Here is a 19,601-nt window from a genome sequence, read left to right as displayed (position 1 = left end):
TTCTACCATGTTTACATAGACTTATCGAGCACCAGGCATTTCTTGCCAGAAAATTAAAAGGCCGCCCGATAATATTTATTATGAGGCCAACGGCCTTATTAACAGGCTGTTAGAAACACATAATGAAATTCATTTACTTCCTCCTGACAATACTTTTGTTATCGGCTTGTACTACTTTTCCAGATCATGCTCCGACATACTCAGGTCCCAAAAAAACAAATCAGGAAGTCGCGTTATTAGTTAGAGTGCTAGCAGGTCATTTTTTTTCGAACACTACTGTCTATACAAAGTCCGTCGACAATCAAGACATTCGTGGTCTAAGCTGCAAGGGAGATGATGGAAAAGATATACGCTGCCCATTTGCTTTAGGCTTGATTGATGGTGATCACACGGTTGTGCTCAGTATTCTTGAGCATGAGAACTTATGGTTTCCGGTCTGGTTACGAGAAAAGAAGGTTGACGTCATTTATAAGGTCAATTTTACTTCTAGAAGGGGCTATACCTATGGTCCACTATTAATCCCTGAAGAAAATGACCCTAACAAACATAAAGTCTGTATTGCTGAGACCTTAACTGGAAATTCTGTCAGAGAATCTAAAACCTTTGTTGGATGCTCAGCACCAAAGATATTGGCTGATCAGGAACGTCACGTGTGTTTCGATGTATTCAACACCCGCAAGGAGAAAGTGAATAATAGCTCAAATCAAACTCTGATAGATGTTTACTCGAATGAAGACTGCTTTTGAGTTTTTTAACATGTCCTTCCAGCCGACCGTTAACGCGTCGGTTGAATGAAGCATTAGGCACCAAGGAGAGTACGTTGCAAAACGAAGACGAAATAGTAATAGCGCTCAGCAAATTTAAAATCATTCTGATGATTGCTGGGTCACTGGCATTTGTGGTTGGAGGTCTTTGGCTCACCACATTAGATTCCGAACAAATCGAATCTTCACGCAAATACAGCAACCCTCAAATAGCCCATGCAGTTGGCTACATCTGCATGGCGTTTTTCGGTCTATGTGCCGCTTATGGCATCACTAAACTCTTCGATTCAAAGCCGGGGCTAATCTTCAATCATAAGGGCATCACGGATAATTCAAGCGGTGTAGCTGCCGGGCTTATCCCATGGGCGGAAATATCGGGTTTTAGCGAATATCAGATCCAAAGACAAAAAATGCTAATAATCCATGTCCAAGATCCCAAAAAATATGTAGATCGGGGCGGCGCAATGAAGCGTGCCTTAAACAATGCAAACATGAAAATGGTTGGCAGTCCAATTGCTATATCATCAAATTCACTAAAAATCAGCTATTCGAAGTTACTAGAACTCGTAGAAAACAGCTTTAGCAAATATGGTTCAGGTGCCTAACAATACTCTTCTTGAGTTTTTAATGGAAAGTTAAAAAATCGAGGAAAAGCAAGCCTAACAAAGCATTGCACCGGACAAGCCGGTGAATGCGGCGTTATGCCGAAGGATGCACTGATGACAACTGCAGACCCCATCAAACCCCAGCGACTTCGACTTGGCTTCTGCATGTGGGTTGCGGGCATGCTCGGCGTGGTCGCGCTCACAGTCACTGTGCTACCACAACTTATGGCTGACGTGACGCTTGCCGCGCCCCTATGGTTGGTGTTAATTGCAAGTATTGCGCAGAGTGCGCTGTTAGTCGCTGTCGCGGTGTGGTTGGGCGTGGTGCTGGCGCCGAAAATTGGTTTTCGAGCTGCTGCTTTTGAGGCCGCGGTGACTGCGGGCTCGATCAGGTCGGCCCTTCGGCCGCAGCTCCTTCCCGGTCTGGTCGCCGGGGTCGTGGGGGGAGTTGGGCTATTCGCGATTGGCGGTTTCGGACTCCCATCGATCCTCGCTGAGGTGGATCAGCCATTTACAGTGCCGATAATGGCGCGTGTGCTCTATGGCGGGGTCACAGAGGAGCTGCTTTTACGGTGGGGGCTAATGACAGTCTTGGTATGGCTGGCATGGCGGTTCCTGCAACATCGAAGCGGTATTCCCCGGCCTCGCTATGTCTGGCTGGCCATCGTCGTGAGCGCGCTGCTTTTCGGCGCGGGCCATTTACCAGCGGTAGCAATGCAGACTGGGGAGTTGACGGGCTACGTGGTGCTGTTCATCGTCGGCGCTAATACCGCCTTCGGGATGCTGTTCGGTTACCTGTATTGGCGGTATGGCTTGGAAGCGGCGATCATCGCTCACGCTTTCGCACATTTAGTGAGCTATGTTTTGAGCTTAGGATTGGCATAACAAAGCAAAGGACGCGACAAGCGCGTGATTGCAGGCGTTTTTGTGGCAGTTCCTGAATAGATTTGAATGGCGGGAAAATTGACCGAAGCAAAGGAAAAGCTTTTAAGCACGGAATACCCACATTGGCGCAATCGGCTGTCTTGCGCGATTCTCGTTCTTCTCACCACGGGTATGGTTTCGGGTTGGTGGTATACCTATTACACCGCCTCTGAAATAGAGTGTCACAAAGGCATCCTGTATTTCTCAGCCGTGTGGCTGGCTGCGCAATGGGTGGTCATAGGCTATTTATACCGCTATCAAAATATTCCCGCGTTTGCTCGGGGTGCGATCAAATTGCTGATATTGCTTGGTAATGTATGGTTTGGGCTTTTCGTTTTTTCGCTACAACCGTGTTCCCAGTAGTCCAAGCACATAACCAGTCATTCAAGTTCGTTCCGGCCCTGGCGGGCCTCCACCGGGCCGCCTTGCTCCGGCAAGTCGGCCGTTTAATATTGGCGTTAGGCATCAAAGGAAATAAAACATGGAAGTAAAAGCTATACTTTTTGTAACTCTCTTAATCATAGTTTCAGGGTGCAGTCAGTCAAATGCGAGTGACCCTGAGTTTTTCGGTGCAAACTTTTCTTTATCAAGCTGCGTACAAAATGCCGGGGATGCCAATGCTCTTGATGACTTCATGACTAATGGAATGAAAATAAAAGCGCCACTGCCATCTGAGTTATCTAAGCATTTTCTGAATGGCTCGGATGGAAAGGCATGGTCGTTTAGTTCACGAGATGGAAATTACGCTGTCGCATACAGAAATGATGGTGTTTGTACTGTTTTTATTAAGGAGACAGACGTTGCTAATTACATCACACACATAAATAACAGTATTAATCGTATCTCGGAAAAATCTGGATGGAAGTTTTCTACAAAGAGCATTCCTATGTTTGCTGGAGATAATGAACTCAAGACATATCAGTTCACTGTGGAATTACCTGAGAAAGAAGTAAGCGTTGTCATGAGTGCAGTCACCAAGGTTATTGGTAGTTATCAGGTGGCTTTTAGTACGAGTTTACTGTAATGCCTAACAAGACATTGCAACTGACCGCTAACGCTTCGGCTGAATGAAGCATTATGCCGAAGAATGCACTGATGACAACTGAAGAACCCATCAAACCCCAGCGACTTTGACTTGGCTTCTGCATGTGGGTTGCGGGCATGAAAAAGTGGTATTTGCAGTGGGGATACGAAACATCGGAAGTGCTGCGTACTAATATTGACGAACGCATTTCATTCATTTTGGAAACAATAGATAGGACCCTGGCAAATTGCTGCAGTTGATATCCCAAAGCGCTGGCGCAGTTTTGAAGGCTACTAATGTGGCATTCAGCCACAAGCTATGGGAGGTGTGAGGCTGATGAGTAAGTATTTCGGTTCCTGTCTATGCGGCACCGTGAAGTTCGAGGTAACAGGTGAGTTTGAAAGCTTTTACCTGTGTCATTGTCACTATTGCCAAAAAGATACGGGTGCCGCTTATGCGGCAAACCTGTTTTCACAGTCAGCTGAATTGATCTGGCATTCGGGGGCAGATGCAGTGACTTCGTTTACGCTTCCTGGCACTCGACATAACAAGAGCTTTTGCAAGTTGTGTGGCTCAGCCCTGCCAAACACGCAGCTCCCAGGTTTGCTCGTCGTGCCTGCGGGCTGTTTGGATACTGAAATAACCATGTCGCCAACTGCGCATATCTTTTCATCCAGTAAAGCGGCTTGGGATGTGGTGTTAACGGCATTGCCGACGTTCGAAGGCCTGCCAGATTGAACTACCATACATAACCAGTGGCTGTTGTCGGACGGATCTATAGTTACGTTCCCAATTTGCCGCAGAGCGCGGGGTAGGACCATTAAGATGAGGAGGCTTTCCTGGTGACAAAATTTAGCGGTGGGTGCCTGTGTGGTGCTGTTCGTTACCAAACGACTGCTGAGCCATTGAACCAGAGAGTGTGTCACTGTAGGCAATGTCAAAAGGCTATTGGTGCAGCATTTAACGCTCGAGTGCTCGTGCGGATTGAAGATGTTTCTATCACCGGACCCGTTAATACATTTTACTCATCAGAGACGCTCGAAAGAGGGGCGTGTGCGCGTTGTGGTACAAGCATATTTTCCCGGCGTGCTTCGGCGGGAGTTATCGGATTTACGGCAGGGAGTCTGGACGATCCGTCGCTGTTTAAACCTGATATGCATTTCTGGGTATCCTCCAAACAACCGTGGATAGACATTGCTGATGATCTTCCACAGTATCCAGAAGCGCCACCAACGCTATGAGTTGCCATCAGAACCGGACTGACAGGGCGATTAAATCCGTCGTTGATGGTCGGCGAGTGCTGGCAAACTCGTCTTGTACATGGCAGCGTGATACTTCGTATGGGGGCGTATGAATATCCTTAAACTCGCAGAGAAGTCCATGTCCATGACTGACGATGTATGGATGAGGCACGCCAACCCATGGAGCGTGTACACAAGGTTTACGACGTTACCACTCATTTCCATTGCATTCTGGTCGAGGGACTGGATTGGCGCTTATTCCATAGCGCCAATCTTTCTAGCCATATTGTGGGTATGGCTGAACCCACGACTATTTAATGTGCCAAGGAAAACAAATAATTGGGCCTCAATGGGCACCTTTGGAGAGCGGATTTATCTCAACCGCAAAAACACAGCTATTCCGCATCATCATCGAATAGTCTGCCGAGTCTTGCAGTGTTTATCCGCTATCGGTCTTCCAATCTTCATTTATGGCTTGGTTGCGCTGGATTTCTGGATTTTGGTCCTCGGTAATGTCTGGATAATGGTTTTTAAGGCATGGTTTGTCGATCGTATGGTGTGGCTATACACCGATATGAAAGACGCTAACCCCCGCTACCAATCATGGTATAAAACATAATGCGAGAGCGTTATGCACTCATATTTTAAAATCAGGATGAATATGCAGTATTTAGGATTTCTTTTTGTATGGATGCTCTCAGCTAACGTATATGCTTCGGAGAATCAGCTCGAAAACCTGTACCAAACCAACAACGTTGAAGGCTCAATACTCATTGAGTCTGCTGATGGAAAATTAAAGTATCAATACAACCTGAATAACGAAGCAAGTTACATCCCTGCTTCGACATTTAAAATTCCCAACACGCTCATCATACTTGAGGAAGGTTTGATTAAAGATGCCTCGGAAGTGATTGCCTGGGATGGGGTTGAGCGTGATTATGAGCCATGGAACGCGGATCAAACACTGAAAACAGCCTTTCAAGTCTCGTGCGTATGGTGCTATCAACGTTATGCCAAAATGGTAGGCGACCAGAAATACCATCAGTACCTCCGTGATTTTGATTATGGAAACCAATTAACCGGCAGTGAAATCACACGGTTTTGGCTGGACGGTGATTTGCGGGTCTCTCTGGAAGATCAAATCCGCTTTCTGCGAAAAGTCTACGCAGAGACGCTACCCATACAGCAACAACATATAAAAACCCTGAAGCAGATTATGCTTTCCGACAGCAACAGCGCTGTAAAAATCTGGTCGAAAACCGGCTGGTCCGGTAAAGATGGATGGTATGTGGGGTATCTGGTTGTCAACAATCAAACCTGGTTTTTTGCCAACCACATTGAGATAAAGCAAAGCTCAGATTTGGCGTTAAGAAAATCGCTTACCCTGGAAGCATTTAGATTGCTGGATATTGTCGAACACTAATAGGTTTAAGAGGCGCGCTGTTGGACTGAGTTCCTGGCTTCTCCAGTAGGGAAGGGCATCAAGCCTGCTATTTTGGGCAAGCTATACCCTTTCCAAGCCAAACCGCTGTTAACTAAGTGCCCATAAACTTGATCAGCAAGCCCGCTAGATAAAGGCCAAACCCAAAAACCAGATGGGTCACTAAGCTTTGAATTCTCGCTTGCCATGGGTTGGGTGTTTTCGCCGCTGCGATGCCGGCGCCCATACATGGTTGCATCAACAGAAATGGTGCGGCTAGTGTTCCCAGGCCGACCCAGAGGGCGGGGACAAGTTTAGGCTGTTCAATCCATGACATCCCCCAGAATATGATTAATATGCTGGCAAAACAGATGCCGGTCAGATAGTGGGCAAACCAGCCTATAAAGCATTCTCCCTGAATGGGTTTGGAGGCCTTGATCGATTGATGCTGAAACTGTCCTCGCATCATATGGCCAAACCAGCGGCCCACCAGGCAGTAGTTTGGCGGAGAGATACCGAGTAAGGGCTTGCGAGCCAGTCCCCATATATCCATCAAGAGCGTGGCGCCGATACCAAGGCCAATAATGGTTATTAAATCGTGGGTGATGTTGTCCATAATTTTTCCTTATCAACGTGATTGATGCTAGCCTACAACTTCAAGTTAACTTTAAGTCAAGGGCTGTATGGATATTTCTCAGGTGGCAAAAAAATCAGGTCTTCCGGCTTCTACGCTACGCTATTATGAAGAGAAGGGGCTGATCCATTCGACGGGGAGGCAGGGCCTGCGACGTACTTTTTCGCCAGCTGTCCTGGATCAGTTGTCATTGATTTCACTCGGGCGCGCGGCTGGATTTTCGCTGGACGAGATTGTGCTGATGTTTGAACCTGGCAGCGACCAGCCCCGAATCGACAGACAACTGCTGTCGCAAAAGGCTAACGAGCTGGACAAGAAAATTCGCCAGTTAACTACCATGCGGGACGGACTAAGGCATGCCGCGGCATGTACTGCGCCCAGTCATCTGGCGTGTCCCAAGTTCCGGCGGTTAATGAATCTGGCTACGCTCAAGGTCCGAGACAATCGAAGAAAGGGAGTGCGCGGTAACGTGGAATAAACAGTTGCTTATGCACAGGGGAGAAGCATAGCCAGTGAAAACGTTGAAATATGTGGGAGCATTCTGTGTGCTTCTGCTTAGAACCTGGTACCTGTTTGAAGACTATTGGTATAGAAAAACCACTCCCGAAAATATGGGTATCAACTACCGCGTTGCCATCACTTCGGATTCAGTGCTGAGAGCGGGGCTGCTGTATATAAGATAAGCACTCAGACTCTGCGTGATATCGTGTTGGATGATTTCATGGGTAAACCTTATTAAGCCACACTGATCCGGCTTTTGAGCATTGAGGTAGATAAAATATGGAAATTATTCCTCTGGCTGATAAAAAGGCATTGATTATTGAGTTGGCAACACGCCACCATGCGGAATGGCAACATTTGAACCCGTCGCTGACGCTGGAAGGACGCAGGAAAGTCATCAGGGATGCCGCAGGACGAGAGGGGATTCCCTCGATCTTTATTGCTTTGTCTGGCAATGAACTGCTTGGCTCGGCGGCGATAGTCCATCACGATATGGACACCAGGCGGGATTTATCCCCCTGGTTAGCAGCGGTATACGTAAAAGAGGACTATCGGCATCAAGGTATAGCCAGCAAGTTAATTTCACGCTGTGAACTTGAGGCTGTGCAGTCGGGTGTTTCTGTCTGGTATCTCTATACTGAGTACGCATCAGGGCTCTATCAAAAATTGGGCTGGCATCATATGGAACGATGTCTGTATAAAGGCGTGATGGTCGATATCATGTACAAGCGAATCGGTTGATTGCCAGAAAACAGTGACGGATAACGGTGACAATCTTGCAAAAGGACTTGGAGTGGGACTGTTAAATAAACTTGATTTCGTCAGGGACGAGATAAAAGAGATTCCCGGTATTGAGAAAAAGCCGTCCGGTGGCATCAGAAACTTCGGTTCCAGGGTCGGCTATGCCATATCATTAGGCTTTAAAGAAAAAGAAATCTTTCTATTCAGTTTGCTGCAGTGGGCATCAATTGGCCTTGCGTATTTGCTGTGGGTACAGATGCTTGATTGGATTCCCGAGACGGTCTGGCGAAGTGCCGCAGAATCGGATGATGGTTCAATTGCAGACTGGGTGCTCTTAGCCTGGTCTTTTGTGTGCGTTGGCCTGGCGGCCTTCCCAGTGGGGATTCTTACTGGATGCATGGGGGCGACCCATTTCTTGCATAAGCAAGGTCGTCAATCGAGCGTGGCAAGCTGTTTAGAGCTTGTTCTTCCCCACAGCTGGTCCCTATGGTCGTTTCACTGGATTGATGGTTGGATCACGGTGAATCAAATACTGGATCGATTGCCCAAGAAAGGAGGGCGAAGGAATGCGGTATTAAGTGAAGCGCTGTATTATGCCTGGAAGCTGGGTATCTCCGGCATTTTGCCCAGTATTGTTACAGGAAATAACCTGATTAAGTCGGGTAAAAATTCGGTTATTTTCGTCAAAGATAATTTTGTCGAAGTGGCCAAGTTGCGGGCCGGCTATTCAGCGCTTTGCTGGATTATCGGCTGTGTCAGCTATGGTGGCGTCATCGTTATCTTTATGACTATGGATATCGTGCCCAGTGGCGATGAAATATACGGTCACATTTATACCTTCTACTTTTGGGCTGGTGTTCCGCTATTGATTACTTTGGCAATTCTGATGCTGGTGCTTCGACCAATCTTTGTTTTGGCTTTATGCGATCTTTACTCTGATTATCTCAACAAAAAAGGGGTAGAGTTCGAGTTACCGGAAAACCCTGATAAAAGCACCAGTGCCATTGTTGCTTTCGCCTGTCTTTGTCTTATTGTGATGTTGGTTTATGTGTTTCGCGTCGAACTCGGTGTGATAGAGATGCTGTCGACACCCTATGGGCAGTAAAGCCAATCGGAATGCCTAATAATCTGCCAGTTAAACAAGGATTGAACATGGGTAATTTGAATACAGTTGAAATCAAGGCTTTCGTGCCAGCTAGAGATTTTGAACGGTCTAAGCAGTTTTACTCAGATATCGGCTTTACCAAAGCCTCAGACTCTGGAGGCATTGCTTATTTCCGCTATGGTGATTGCAGCTTTCTGTTACAGGATTTCTACGTGAAAGAACTCGCAGAGAACTTGATGATGCACGTGCTGGTTGAGGATGTAAAAGCGTGGCATCAACACATAACCCGGTCTGGTGTGGCGGAAAAATACGGCGTTGCGGTTTCAGAGATCACAGAGCAACCCTGGGGGATGCTGGATTTTATCGTTGATGATCCCAGTGGTGTTGTCTGGCGCTTTGGTCAGAATATCTAGGCATTACCACCGTGCTTATAGTGATAGCAAACATAGAAAGCCTGAAACTGCTGTGGCCTACCGCCTGGATGCCAGCTAAGTGAACAAGGCATTAGTGACCGGGGCAAGTGGGGCGACCGGAAAGCGGGTCGTGGCTGAACTGCTCCGGCGGAACATTCATGTCGTGGCTATCATGCGAGAAGGGAGTTCGCTGACAGACATTGTTGGTAATCAGGCTAATTACTCGGAAGTCACTGCTGATATTTCCCAGCTTAGTGAGCGGGAAGTTGCAGCTCATCTTGTTGGTTGTGGTGTGGTTATATCCTGTTTGGGGCATAAGCCCACTTTCAAAGGGGTGTTTGGAGAACCCAGACGCCTGGTCACCGATACCCTTAAGAAACTTATCAGTGGTGTTGAAGGTGTTGCTCCAGATCACAAAGTGAAGCTCATTCTGATGAATACATCGGGAAACAGTAACCGTGATATCCCTGAAAAGCCGCCATTTTCCCAGAGATTCGTGATCTCAGTTGTCCGTTTTTTACTGCCCCCACACCGGGATAATGAGCAGGCAGCAGATTATCTGAGAACCCATATCGGTCAGAATCATCCCATCATTGAATGGGTTGCAGTGAGACCGGATAGTCTCATCAACGAATCGGAGGCCTCGGCGTATAGAATCTTTCCTTCGCCGATCAGAAACGTCATTTTTAATCCGGGCACGACCAGTCGGGAAAACGTAGCTCATTTTATGGCCAGTTTGGCTGTTGATCCCGACCTCTGGTCTGTCTGGAAAGGGAAGATGCCGGTGATATATAACGATGCGGGCTAAGGGACTGACGATGACACGAAACGGCTCAAATAATACTTCGTGAGGTGTTATACATGCCTCTGATGGATGACGTGCACGGTGTCTGTAAATTAGGTATCTGACTTTAGATTAAAGCAGCTATCCTTTTTGCAGGATAGCCGCTTTATTCGTTTATCTGGAGTATTAAGCTCCAGCAGAGTCGATGATTAGGTTCTCCATGGATGATCCGGTAAATCACAGACACCGATGGTTTCGACCCCAGCTCTTGCCACTAGATTGTCATTTTCTACAGAACTGCCACTGACGCCAATGGCACCGGACATATAGCCATCATCATCGACGATCGGGACGCCACCAGGGAAGGTAATCAGGCCGTTGTTTGAGTGCTCAATGCCATATAAAGGCTGGCCCGGCTGGGACAGCTGCCCGATTTCACCGCTGGGCATGCCGAAATACAATGCTGTCTGTGCTTTTTTTATAGCGATGTCAATGCTGCCCACCCAGGCATCATCCATGCGGTAGAACGCTTTTAATGCACCGCCGGAATCAACAATAGCTATGCACATGCGGGTTTCAGTAGACTCTGCTTTGGCGAGTGCACCATCAATAGCTTTATTCGCTGCTTCTGAAGTGACATGCATATAAACCTCCTTTTTGATTAACTGACAACGCCAAGTACTCTCCTACACTCACGCGCTGTGCGTAAATGGAAGAAGATGACTGTTTTGTTGCCGTGTTGGATTTAAGCTGTCACTAAAGGTGACAATTTATCTGGCGACTTGGTTTAGTAATAATCACATAGCCGGGCGGGGAAGAATTTGTTTCAGCGGAAACACATGAGCAAAATAATCGAACTTAAGCCGGATAAGCGGAGATAAACATGCTCTCGTCATATTTACCGTTGATGGGGTTGGTTTTATTGATTGTTATGCTGAGACCACTTTGCTGGTGGGCCTCACGCATGGCTACAGTGTTATATCACAAAGCTGCTGTCTGGTTGTTAAAGGCCAGGCATCGAGACGAGGTGGCCGGCCTGTGGTCTCAACTCAAAGTTCGCTACCCGAAAATGAGCGAGCTTGTGCAGGCGAGACTGACAACGTCGCATTTTTCAGGCTTACTACTAAGCCTCATCATATTGGTGATGCTATATCTGCTGGCATTATTCGCCGGGCTGGTCGAAGAACTGCTGGAAGCAGAAGAGCTGATCCGGATCGATTATTGGATTAATGAACAACTGACACTGATTCGAACCGACAGTACCCTGATGGCTTTTGCCTGGCTGACGGATCTGGGTGGCGCTCCGGCGCTTATCGCGGTAGCAGTGGTCGCTACGGGGATATTCTGGGCGCATCATCTGAGTGGCTTTATTGCGCCTCTCTGGCTGACGGTGTTGGGTTCGCAGCTGATGACTTATACCGGTAAATTCCTGCTACAGCGACCACGACCTGAATCAGTAACCGATTTGGTCGAGATAACGCCTTCATTTCCCAGCGGTCATGCCACCAGTGCGCTCGCGGTTTATGGATTCATGGCCTACATCATCAGCCGGGGGGTAAGTTCGGCTCGCCAGCGATTTGAGTTAATTTACTGGGCTGCGATGTTAATCCTTTTGATAGGGGGGAGTCGTTTGGTGTTGAGTGTTCACTATGCCAGTGATGTGGTCGCAGGGTTTCTGGTTGGCAGCTTCTGGTTGCTGATGGGAATCGCTGTGGCAGAATTAATTCACAGAAAATGGCAGCACCAGAGCAGCGGTGAGCTATGAATGCGCCAGTGACCGGTAGGCAGAAGAATCGCCTCCCAATGTGGCTAAAAGTTGGCTACACCGTACTCGTTTGTATCATTGTGCCGATTTACTGGCATGAACTGGGCCCCACAAACTTTCTCTGGTTTTCTGATATTGCATTGATAGCACTGGTAGCAGCAGTCTGGCTCGAAAATCGTCTGATAGTGAGCACCATGGCGGTCAGTGTTTTATTGCTGGAGACCGCCTGGGTCATGGATTTTATGACAGGTAGCCAGTTCATGGGGATTGCCGCTTACATGTTTGATGAGACTGAATCCCGGCTTATCAGGCTGCTCTCTGGCACTTTTCATCTGATCCTGCCACCCTTACTGCTCTATCTGTTATTACGCCTTGGCTATGACAGGCGGGCTTTCCGGTCGCAGGTGATGCTTGCACTGTTAGTGCTGCCCCTGACTTTTGTAGTGACAGAACGGACAGACAATATAAATTGGGTTTATGGTCTTGGAGGGCCTCAAACCGTGCTGCCGCCATTAGCTTATCTGTGTCTGTTCTTTGTGGCGCTGGTTGTATTGATCTATCTGCCATCCCATCTTTTATTCAGACATTTTTTCAGTCAGCAAAAAGATTACCGGCGTGTGGCAGGGCAGTAACGTGGCAAAACGCGATAACACCTGCAACGAGACAGGGAGACTTCAACCCGATATTGGTGATGACGATGAGTGACTGGCTTCAACTGTCACTGCTAACCCTCATAGCTGGCTTGATGATGCCACTGGGGGCAGCGTTGGCATGTATCGAGCGGATACGTCCATCCTGGCTTGAGACCGACTTCAGACATAGTGTTATCGCCTTCGGTGGTGGTGCCTTGATTGCTGCCGTGGCGCTGGTGCTCGTGCCACAAGGCAGCAAGGATTTATCGCTGACGCTGGTCTGTATCAGCTTTGCCAGCGGTGGTCTCGCTTTTATGGGGCTGGATTATTTTCTCTCTAGCCAGGGCACGTCAGTCAGCCAACTGGCTGCGATGTTGACTGATTTTGTTCCTGAAGCATTGGCGATGGGCGCTACTTTTACCGTTTCTCCTGAGGCAGGGCTGCTACTGGCAATCATCATCGCACTGCAAAACTTACCCGAAGGATTTAATGCCTACCGGGAATTGGCTCAGTCCACCTCTTACCCGTCATGGTCTGTGGTATCAGCATTTACACTGATGGCATTGCTAGGGCCGTTAGCAGGTTTGACTGGACATTTTTTTCTTGCTGACCATCCCGTTATTATTGCCATGGTTATGATGTTTGCTGCCGGTGGCATCCTGTATCTGATCTTTCAGGATATAGCGCCGCAAGCAAGGTTGAAAAATCACTATGCGCCGCCGTTGGCTGCCCTGGGCGGTTTTTTGTTAGGTCTGATAGGTCATCAGATCATAAGCCCTTAAACTTTCATTCCCTAAACAATCAAAAGCCTACCGCTCAGGCATTTATATTAACCCGGGTTTGCATGTAGGTAGGTATAGAATGATACGATGTATCATAGCTTTTGATTGAGATGATTGACCTAATTCAGATTTATGTTGTTTCGACACGCTTATATGCAGGTGCTGCTGAGTTTGCTGTTGTTGGTGATGGTACAAGCCAACAGCCAGGTGCATGCGGCTAATCATCATTTATTTGATGTCCCCCATATTCCCGCTAGTTGTGATTGTGAGCAGTTTCATCTCACTCAACACATCGGCGATATTTTTTTCAGGGGCACTGCCAGGGCGCTTTTATCCTGCTGGCAAACATCGCCGACAGCATCTGAAGAGCCCATCGATTATGGCTTACTGTCAATCATTAACCATGTCAGAGCACCACCACATCTCTCTATCTGAATCTTAGACATGATTGGACGCACCTTATAGCGTGCGCTTTATTCAGCGTGGAGAAAAAGATGAAAACCATATTTAATGCCAGCGCAATGCTGGCCGCGCTGGTTGTTTATCCCGTGCATGCACAAGCACAGGACAAAAGCCAGACTTACAACGAGCAACCTCAATTAGCTGCAGCCGAACTCGATACCTTAACGGTGACCGGCACGGCGAAGCGAACACCTGTGTTCAACACACCAGCCGATGTCCAGGTGTTGCAGGGCAGGGAGAAACAAAAAAATCAATCAGCCTCATTGGGAGAGACACTCGATCGCTTACCCGGTATCAGCAATATCGGTACTGGCAGCCAGACGGGCAAGCCGGTAATCCGCGGGCTGAGTGGCAACCGGATACGGGTCATGCAAAATGGCATTGGTCTCTATCATCAGCAGTACGGGGTGCGTCACGCACCCAATATCGAGCCTTTTTTTGCCGACAGAATTGAAGTGGTGAGAGGGGCGTCAAGTATTTTGTACGGCTCCGATGCCATCGGGGGCGCAGTCAATGTTATCTCTACTCCCGTTCCCTTTGCCTCGCCAGGAAAAACTGAACTGGGTGGGGAAGTGACAGCAGGGTACGCCACGAATAATAACGAACGTATGGGTGGACTCAGGATCAATGCCGCTAATGACCAGTTCGGTATGACCGGGGCCTTTCTGGGACGGGAAGGCGAAAATATCACGACCCCTAATGAAGCTACTTTCTCAGAAAGTGGCCGTCCGGGTGCGCCCAATTTTTCCGGTGAACTGGATCATACTGATTTTGAACAGCGTAATGGTGAGTTTGCCGTGGGGTGGTTAGCACCATTCGGCACCATTACCGCGCGTTATAAACACTGGGAGGATGAGCATAACTACCTTCTACCGCCGCCTCTCAATCTGCCTGATGGCATCGGGATTGGTCAGAATCTGGAGAATGATCTGTTGCAGCTCGAGGCGATGATCGATTTATCGCCAGGCTGGCATCTGGAGCCCAGCTTTACCTGGTCAAATAATAAACGGCAGTCAAACCCCGGGCCGCCGCCTGCTGCCGATCGTCCACAAGGTAGTACGCGTGACTATTTACCTGAGGATATTGTGATTGACCTGGAGCGGGACAGCTACACTGGACGGGTAGAACTGGTTCATAACGATATTGATGGCTGGCTGAGCGGCCGTTGGGGGATTGAGGTCGTCCGGGAGGAGCAGGTCTCCAAGGGACAAGTTGCCTTATCACCGGGCGGCGAAATCAGTAATTATTCGGTGTTTGGATTTGAAGAGTTCGAGTTGGGCGACTTGACGCTTAATGCCGGTTTACGTTTTGACCGTCGCGAACAGGAAGCCAAGGCCAGCGAAACGCGTGACCAGACGGTGATTCCCGCGAACGCAGGCTCAAGGGAACAGACCTATAGCGTGATGACCGGATCAGTCGGTGCCAGTTATCAACTGACCGATAATCTGGTTGCCGCAGCTAATCTGGGTAGAGGCTTCAGGGCACCAGACCTGTTTGAATTGTTTGTCAACGGGGTTCATGGCGGTGTCGCAGCTGTTCAAATTGGTGATCCGACGCTGGAGGAAGAAACCGCGATCAATACAGATTTTTCTTTGCGGTGGCGGTCGCAGCGGTTGCAGGCCAAAGCAACCATTTATCGAAACAAAATCAGCGATTACCTGTTTTTTGGTGATACTGGCCAGACCAACGCCGGTGGCCTCCCTATTCTGCAGGCAGAACAGGCGGATGCCACACTCTATGGCGCTGATTTGTCTGCGCATTATCAATTGAATACGCTGGTTGCATTACATGGTAGTTATGAGGTGGTCAGGGGCGATTTTGATGACAGCGGCAATGATCTGCCTCTGCTTCCGGCTGACACAATCAGAGGGGGCGTCACCCTGACGCCGACTGCCATGGGGGCATTGGAAAATCCTTATCTGACGGTTGAAGTGGTCCACAAAAAAGACAAGGATGCGGCAGGGCAACTGGAACCTTTCAGTCAGTTCGACAACACGCCTTTTGGTACAGCATCAACGGATGATTACACCTTGCTGAATCTATACGCTGGCTTTGATTTGCCTTACGAGGCCAGTGGTCAGCCGGGTAGAATTGCCTTGCGTGTCAATAATCTGCTGGATGAAGACTATCGGGATTTCCTGGATACCTATAAAGGTTATGCATTGAGTCCTGGACGTAATGTCACCCTGCAGATGAACCTGCCGTTTTAAGCATCGCACGATGAGTTCCCGTTGCAGGCTTAAAGGGACTCACTAACCAAGGGCGGTGATCTTTCACTCCTGACAAGATCACCGCCTGATATTTCACTGTCATAGCTGCAGTTGTCTGGACTTGTTGCTGTTTCAGCATTATTTCTCCCAATAACTTCATACAGCGTGGCAGCAAAAATAAATGCACCCAAGATCACGCTTCTCCAAGAGACCCTGAACAAAAGCTTGAATAGCCTGTCAGAAGTTTTGATTAAGCTAATTGTGCTGTGTTAGCTTAGTTAATTGTGTTGAAAACATCGCTGTAAGAGGTGGGGGGCCTGTCAGTCGCAGCTTTCAACTCAAGAGAGAGATAAATCCATTAATAACAACGAGAGGACAGGTGCTGTATGGTGTCTGAAGGATTAAACAACAATACCCCGTCGTGGGCCAGCATCCTCGGTGTGGTGGCTATCATGCTGGGGGTTTTTCTAACTGCCGTTCATGGCAACGAAGCAATGAAACAGTCTGTAATCGTCAATAACATGCCAGCAAGTGGTGTTATGCCGGAAGCAGACTGTCCTGAAGAGGAACTTGAAGAAGAAGGAATCACTGTTGCTGAGTGTGAATATCTTATCGAGCACGTTAAAGGTATCGCACTGGCCGCCCCTGATTGGTTCCCTGCTGCACAAATGACACTGGCTGGTATTGGTGCAGTGTTGGCGTTTTTGTCCATCATTATTGGTGGGGCGCTGGTGAACTACACTCCCTGGGCTTCCAAAGCGGCTGTCACGGTTTTCGGTGCATTGGCTGCGGTCGACTTGCTGCAGTTTGCTGCGGTGGTTAATACCGGACCAACTTTGCGTGAAGTATACCTGGGCGGGATCCTGCTCTGGTTTATTCTTCACTTGATGTTAGTCGTCGGCGCACTCGCTGGCAGACACACCGAAGCCGAAGCTTAATTCTTCAATCATTGCAACGAACTATAAACGGAAGCTGTTATGCAAAGACAAGGTTTTAACAGAACGGCGGTAATCCTGCATTGGTTGCTGGCTGTTTCAATTTTCTTTTTATTCATTTCCAGTTGGTGGATGATGGGGCTGCCGCTACCATCTCCGGAATTGCAGTTCCGGGCTTTCCCATTCCAACTTCACAAAAACATCGGTATCACGTTGGTGATTATTATTCTGATGTTGCTTTATGTCCGGCTGAAGTATCGTCCGGCCCCAGTGGATTCAACAAGTATGACAGGCTGGATGCACTGGCTGGCGATTCTGGCACACGTAGCTATTTACGGTTTGATTCTGGCCGTGTGTGTCACCGGTTATTTGTCATCAGCGCATACTCGCTGGGATACCGTCTGGTGGTGGACCATTGAGTTTCCGCGGATTGCGGCGCCGGATGAAGAGATGAACGAGTTCTGGGGTGAATTGCACACATACACCGCCTGGGCTCTACTCGGCATCGTTGCTGTTCACGTCAGTGGCGCGATTTATCATGCGTTTAGAAATGACGGCATTGTTCGTCGGATGATGCGCTGGTAAATACAGCAAAATTGATGAAAAATGGGTCGCAAAGCGGCCCATTTTTTTATCTGTAAAAAACTGAAGCATTCACAAGCCAATCAAGGAGTGAATTATGCAAATCATGGATGTCACCTGGGGTAGAGCGGCCCGGGTCTGGTGGAGTATTTTCTGGCGTACTTTTCTGATCACAGCCCTGCTGGCTGTGGTGTTCGGCTTTCTCACCGGATTTCTGCTCGCGCTTGCAGGACTGGAGGAAAAAAACCTACTCTGGTCTCAGGTAGTGGGCATTGCCTGTGCCGTTGTTGGCGGTATATGGGCAGTCAAAAAAGTGCTGGAGAAGGAATACCGTACATATCGTCTTGTGCTTATTCCATCAACCGAAGCCCAAATGCAGCAAAGCCTCGACAATTAATTCCTCGAAACTTGGGAGCGAGTGATATGGAAGATCCCAGAGTCTTTTTTGCCGCTGAGCGCACTTTGCTTGCCTGGCAACGTACCGGCATGATGCTGATGGCATTTGGTTTCGTTGTCGAACGGGCCGGTTTATTGCTGAAAGTTCTGGGTCAGAGCGATCCCGTCCATGAGTTCACCCTGTTCTGGCTGGGTGTGCTGTTCATGCTGTTGGGTGTGCTGACGGTTGCTATCGCTGTATTCCAGTTCTCACAGTTATTGCCGTCCTTTTCCGCGCTTGAACGGCCTGCTGGTTATCGTGTCGGTATTAGCCTGGGTCTGAACTTGCTGGTTGCGCTGGCTGGCCTGATGATGTTGTCGGTACTGATATTCCTGCGTTTTTGAAACGCGTCGCTTGCAAGGCCGGACTGTCGACCGGCATACTCGGTCATTCCACATGACAAGGAGGAAATCATGACTATTTCTTTAACCCCACTCATTTCTCTGATTGCCGGTATTCTGGTATTGCTGGTCCCACGGCTCCTGAACTATATTGTGGCTGTTTACTTAATTCTGATTGGCCTGGTTGGCCTGTTCGGCGGTAGCCTCAATATCACCCCTTGAATCAGATATCCTTCCCGACCGGAAACAATTTGTGCTGCGTTGTGTCAAGACCACTAGCAGTGCCTGAGACACTGTGAGTCACTTGCAAATCCAAATTATTAATAAGGAGGAAATGCATGAGACATTCAACTGTTTTTGCACTGATGATCCCATTTCTCACACCAGCAGCCATGGCGAATGAATCTCCCTTCAGTCAGGCTGACGATACCTGGGTCAACATGACCGGGACTGCGATCGAAACCGGACCGGACAGCTTTTATCTGGATTACGGTCAGGGCACGATTCTGGTTGAGATGGATGACTGGTCGACCGACGCCGATGCGGCGCCTATTTTCAATGGTGATGAAGTGCGTGTTTACGGCGAGATTGATGATGACTTTTCTGAACTCGCGACCATTGAAGCCGAATCCGTCTATGTTGAAAATCTCGGTGTTTATTTCTATGCCAACTCAACGGATGAAGAGAGCGCCAGGTTTACTAACACGGCCCCCATCATTGTTGGGCAGACTGAAGTTATTGGTACTGTCACCTCGGTAACCGGTCGTGAGTTTACGGTGGATAAAGGTAACCAGATGTTGACCGTCGATACGCTGGGAATGGACTACAATCCACTGGATGATCGAGGCTTTCAGCAAGTCGATGTCGGTGATCTGATCAGTGTCACCGGTAATATGGAAGAAAATATTATCGACACTATGGAATTGGAAGCGGATTCGCTTGTGATCCTTGATGAGCAAAGCTGATTGAGAGCACTTGATAACACACGTCCCGGTTTTTATCGGGATGTGTGTTGAATCTATTGTTGTCACTGCTCAGTAAGCTCGTCCTTCACTGGCTAGCAAATCATTCAGACGACGGGATTGCTTTTGTTTTCAACTATTATCAGTCATGACGAGCCCAGTCACTACAGCATAACCTTATGGGCGCTAGACATTGTAATAGGCAATGATTAGCTTGCGTCGAGGCTTATCTACAGGATTGGCGATATTAATAATAATTGGCTGATAAATAGCCTTATGGCACGGCTATACTTAGCTTGAGCCAAGCTTTCATTGCCCCTGAATCGAGTCTGACTAAC

The 19,601-nt window shown here is 48.3% G+C and carries 27 protein-coding genes; 25 read left to right on the top strand and 2 right to left on the bottom strand.

Annotated features, from left to right (window positions below):
* The first annotated feature begins 122 nt into the window (after positions 1 to 122).
* The 9 genes from OMQ46_RS05375 (at position 123) to OMQ46_RS05340 (ending at position 5,981) form a co-directional block, all read left to right on the top strand.
* A complete protein-coding gene (locus tag OMQ46_RS05375) occupies positions 123 to 746 on the top strand; it encodes a hypothetical protein (RefSeq protein ID WP_266235195.1) in 624 nt (207 codons plus the stop codon).
* Between the two features lie 74 nt (positions 747 to 820).
* Positions 821 to 1,369, top strand: coding sequence for an STM3941 family protein (locus OMQ46_RS05370; protein WP_266235197.1), 549 nt, complete (start codon positions 821 to 823; stop codon positions 1,367 to 1,369).
* A 114-nt stretch (positions 1,370 to 1,483) separates the two neighbouring features.
* A complete protein-coding gene (locus OMQ46_RS05365; RefSeq protein ID WP_266235198.1) occupies positions 1,484 to 2,254 on the top strand; it encodes a CPBP family intramembrane glutamic endopeptidase in 771 nt (256 codons plus the stop codon).
* A 66-nt stretch (positions 2,255 to 2,320) separates the two neighbouring features.
* Complete coding sequence (locus OMQ46_RS05360) at positions 2,321 to 2,656, top strand: hypothetical protein (RefSeq protein WP_266235200.1); 336 nt, start codon at positions 2,321 to 2,323, stop codon at positions 2,654 to 2,656.
* A gap of 118 nt (positions 2,657 to 2,774) precedes the next feature.
* Positions 2,775 to 3,317 (top strand): NMCC_0638 family (lipo)protein, encoded by a 543-nt coding sequence (locus OMQ46_RS05355; RefSeq protein ID WP_266235201.1) that lies wholly within the window; start codon positions 2,775 to 2,777, stop codon positions 3,315 to 3,317.
* A gap of 336 nt (positions 3,318 to 3,653) precedes the next feature.
* The gene (locus OMQ46_RS05350) at positions 3,654 to 4,055 is read left to right on the top strand and encodes a GFA family protein (protein ID WP_266235203.1); all 402 of its coding nucleotides are present in this window, start codon (positions 3,654 to 3,656) and stop codon (positions 4,053 to 4,055) included.
* A 104-nt stretch (positions 4,056 to 4,159) separates the two neighbouring features.
* Complete coding sequence (locus OMQ46_RS16630) at positions 4,160 to 4,558, top strand: GFA family protein (protein ID WP_416234829.1); 399 nt, start codon at positions 4,160 to 4,162, stop codon at positions 4,556 to 4,558.
* 109 nt (positions 4,559 to 4,667) lie between these two features.
* Positions 4,668 to 5,177: a DUF6653 family protein gene (locus OMQ46_RS16590; protein ID WP_323135141.1), complete on the top strand. Its 510-nt coding sequence runs from the start codon at positions 4,668 to 4,670 to the stop codon at positions 5,175 to 5,177.
* Positions 5,178 to 5,219: 42 nt separating this feature from the next.
* Positions 5,220 to 5,981, top strand: a complete 762-nt coding sequence (locus OMQ46_RS05340; protein WP_266235207.1) for a penicillin-binding transpeptidase domain-containing protein — start codon at positions 5,220 to 5,222, stop codon at positions 5,979 to 5,981.
* Between the two features lie 112 nt (positions 5,982 to 6,093).
* Here OMQ46_RS05340 and OMQ46_RS05335 read toward each other — a convergent pair whose 3' ends face one another.
* A complete protein-coding gene (locus tag OMQ46_RS05335; RefSeq protein WP_266235208.1) occupies positions 6,094 to 6,594 on the bottom strand; it encodes a DUF2938 domain-containing protein in 501 nt (166 codons plus the stop codon).
* 67 nt (positions 6,595 to 6,661) lie between these two features.
* Between OMQ46_RS05335 and OMQ46_RS05330 the strand changes: the two genes are divergently transcribed.
* The 5 genes from OMQ46_RS05330 (at position 6,662) to OMQ46_RS05310 (ending at position 10,180) form a co-directional block, all read left to right on the top strand.
* Positions 6,662 to 7,090, top strand: a complete 429-nt coding sequence (locus tag OMQ46_RS05330) for a helix-turn-helix domain-containing protein (RefSeq protein ID WP_266235210.1) — start codon at positions 6,662 to 6,664, stop codon at positions 7,088 to 7,090.
* Between the two features lie 302 nt (positions 7,091 to 7,392).
* On the top strand, positions 7,393 to 7,854 hold the full coding sequence (locus tag OMQ46_RS05325; protein ID WP_266235212.1) for a GNAT family N-acetyltransferase: 462 nt from the start codon (positions 7,393 to 7,395) through the stop codon (positions 7,852 to 7,854).
* A 13-nt stretch (positions 7,855 to 7,867) separates the two neighbouring features.
* Positions 7,868 to 8,959 carry a hypothetical protein gene (locus OMQ46_RS05320; RefSeq protein WP_266235214.1) on the top strand — a complete coding sequence of 364 codons (1,092 nt, stop codon included), beginning with the start codon at positions 7,868 to 7,870 and terminating at the stop codon, positions 8,957 to 8,959.
* 47 nt (positions 8,960 to 9,006) lie between these two features.
* Positions 9,007 to 9,372: a VOC family protein gene (locus OMQ46_RS05315; protein ID WP_266235215.1), complete on the top strand. Its 366-nt coding sequence runs from the start codon at positions 9,007 to 9,009 to the stop codon at positions 9,370 to 9,372.
* A 79-nt stretch (positions 9,373 to 9,451) separates the two neighbouring features.
* Positions 9,452 to 10,180 carry an NAD(P)-dependent oxidoreductase gene (locus OMQ46_RS05310; protein ID WP_266235217.1) on the top strand — a complete coding sequence of 243 codons (729 nt, stop codon included), beginning with the start codon at positions 9,452 to 9,454 and terminating at the stop codon, positions 10,178 to 10,180.
* Between the two features lie 185 nt (positions 10,181 to 10,365).
* Here the strand turns inward: OMQ46_RS05310 and OMQ46_RS05305 are convergent, their stop codons facing one another.
* Complete coding sequence (locus tag OMQ46_RS05305) at positions 10,366 to 10,800, bottom strand: GlcG/HbpS family heme-binding protein (RefSeq protein ID WP_266235220.1); 435 nt, start codon at positions 10,798 to 10,800, stop codon at positions 10,366 to 10,368.
* Positions 10,801 to 11,120: 320 nt separating this feature from the next.
* On the opposite strand from OMQ46_RS05305, the gene OMQ46_RS05300 reads away from it, so the two are divergent.
* The 11 genes from OMQ46_RS05300 to OMQ46_RS05250 all read left to right on the top strand — a co-directional run bounded on the left by OMQ46_RS05300 (position 11,121) and on the right by OMQ46_RS05250 (position 19,266).
* Positions 11,121 to 11,921, top strand: coding sequence for a phosphatase PAP2 family protein (locus OMQ46_RS05300; protein ID WP_266235222.1), 801 nt, complete (start codon positions 11,121 to 11,123; stop codon positions 11,919 to 11,921).
* 38 nt (positions 11,922 to 11,959) lie between these two features.
* The gene (locus OMQ46_RS05295; protein ID WP_266235224.1) at positions 11,960 to 12,553 is read left to right on the top strand and encodes a hypothetical protein; all 594 of its coding nucleotides are present in this window, start codon (positions 11,960 to 11,962) and stop codon (positions 12,551 to 12,553) included.
* A gap of 65 nt (positions 12,554 to 12,618) precedes the next feature.
* The gene (locus OMQ46_RS05290) at positions 12,619 to 13,335 is read left to right on the top strand and encodes a ZIP family metal transporter (RefSeq protein WP_266235227.1); all 717 of its coding nucleotides are present in this window, start codon (positions 12,619 to 12,621) and stop codon (positions 13,333 to 13,335) included.
* Between the two features lie 132 nt (positions 13,336 to 13,467).
* The gene (locus OMQ46_RS05285) at positions 13,468 to 13,770 is read left to right on the top strand and encodes a hypothetical protein (RefSeq protein ID WP_266235229.1); all 303 of its coding nucleotides are present in this window, start codon (positions 13,468 to 13,470) and stop codon (positions 13,768 to 13,770) included.
* A gap of 59 nt (positions 13,771 to 13,829) precedes the next feature.
* Positions 13,830 to 16,007 (top strand): TonB-dependent receptor, encoded by a 2,178-nt coding sequence (locus OMQ46_RS05280; protein ID WP_266235231.1) that lies wholly within the window; start codon positions 13,830 to 13,832, stop codon positions 16,005 to 16,007.
* A 386-nt stretch (positions 16,008 to 16,393) separates the two neighbouring features.
* A complete protein-coding gene (locus OMQ46_RS05275) occupies positions 16,394 to 16,945 on the top strand; it encodes a hypothetical protein (RefSeq protein ID WP_266235233.1) in 552 nt (183 codons plus the stop codon).
* Between the two features lie 39 nt (positions 16,946 to 16,984).
* The gene (locus tag OMQ46_RS05270; RefSeq protein WP_266235889.1) at positions 16,985 to 17,527 is read left to right on the top strand and encodes a cytochrome b; all 543 of its coding nucleotides are present in this window, start codon (positions 16,985 to 16,987) and stop codon (positions 17,525 to 17,527) included.
* 94 nt (positions 17,528 to 17,621) lie between these two features.
* Positions 17,622 to 17,921: a hypothetical protein gene (locus OMQ46_RS05265; protein ID WP_266235888.1), complete on the top strand. Its 300-nt coding sequence runs from the start codon at positions 17,622 to 17,624 to the stop codon at positions 17,919 to 17,921.
* 26 nt (positions 17,922 to 17,947) lie between these two features.
* Entirely contained in the window at positions 17,948 to 18,304 is a 357-nt protein-coding gene (locus OMQ46_RS05260) for a YidH family protein (RefSeq protein WP_266235240.1), read from the top strand.
* Between the two features lie 69 nt (positions 18,305 to 18,373).
* The gene (locus tag OMQ46_RS05255; RefSeq protein ID WP_266235241.1) at positions 18,374 to 18,523 is read left to right on the top strand and encodes a DUF3096 domain-containing protein; all 150 of its coding nucleotides are present in this window, start codon (positions 18,374 to 18,376) and stop codon (positions 18,521 to 18,523) included.
* A gap of 116 nt (positions 18,524 to 18,639) precedes the next feature.
* A complete protein-coding gene (locus tag OMQ46_RS05250; RefSeq protein ID WP_266235244.1) occupies positions 18,640 to 19,266 on the top strand; it encodes a hypothetical protein in 627 nt (208 codons plus the stop codon).
* Positions 19,267 to 19,601: the final 335 nt, after the last annotated feature.

This window comes from Methylophaga sp. OBS1 (genome assembly GCF_026319365.1).
Note: the sequence above shows the minus strand (reverse complement) of the source record. Positions and strands in the feature narration are given on the sequence as shown.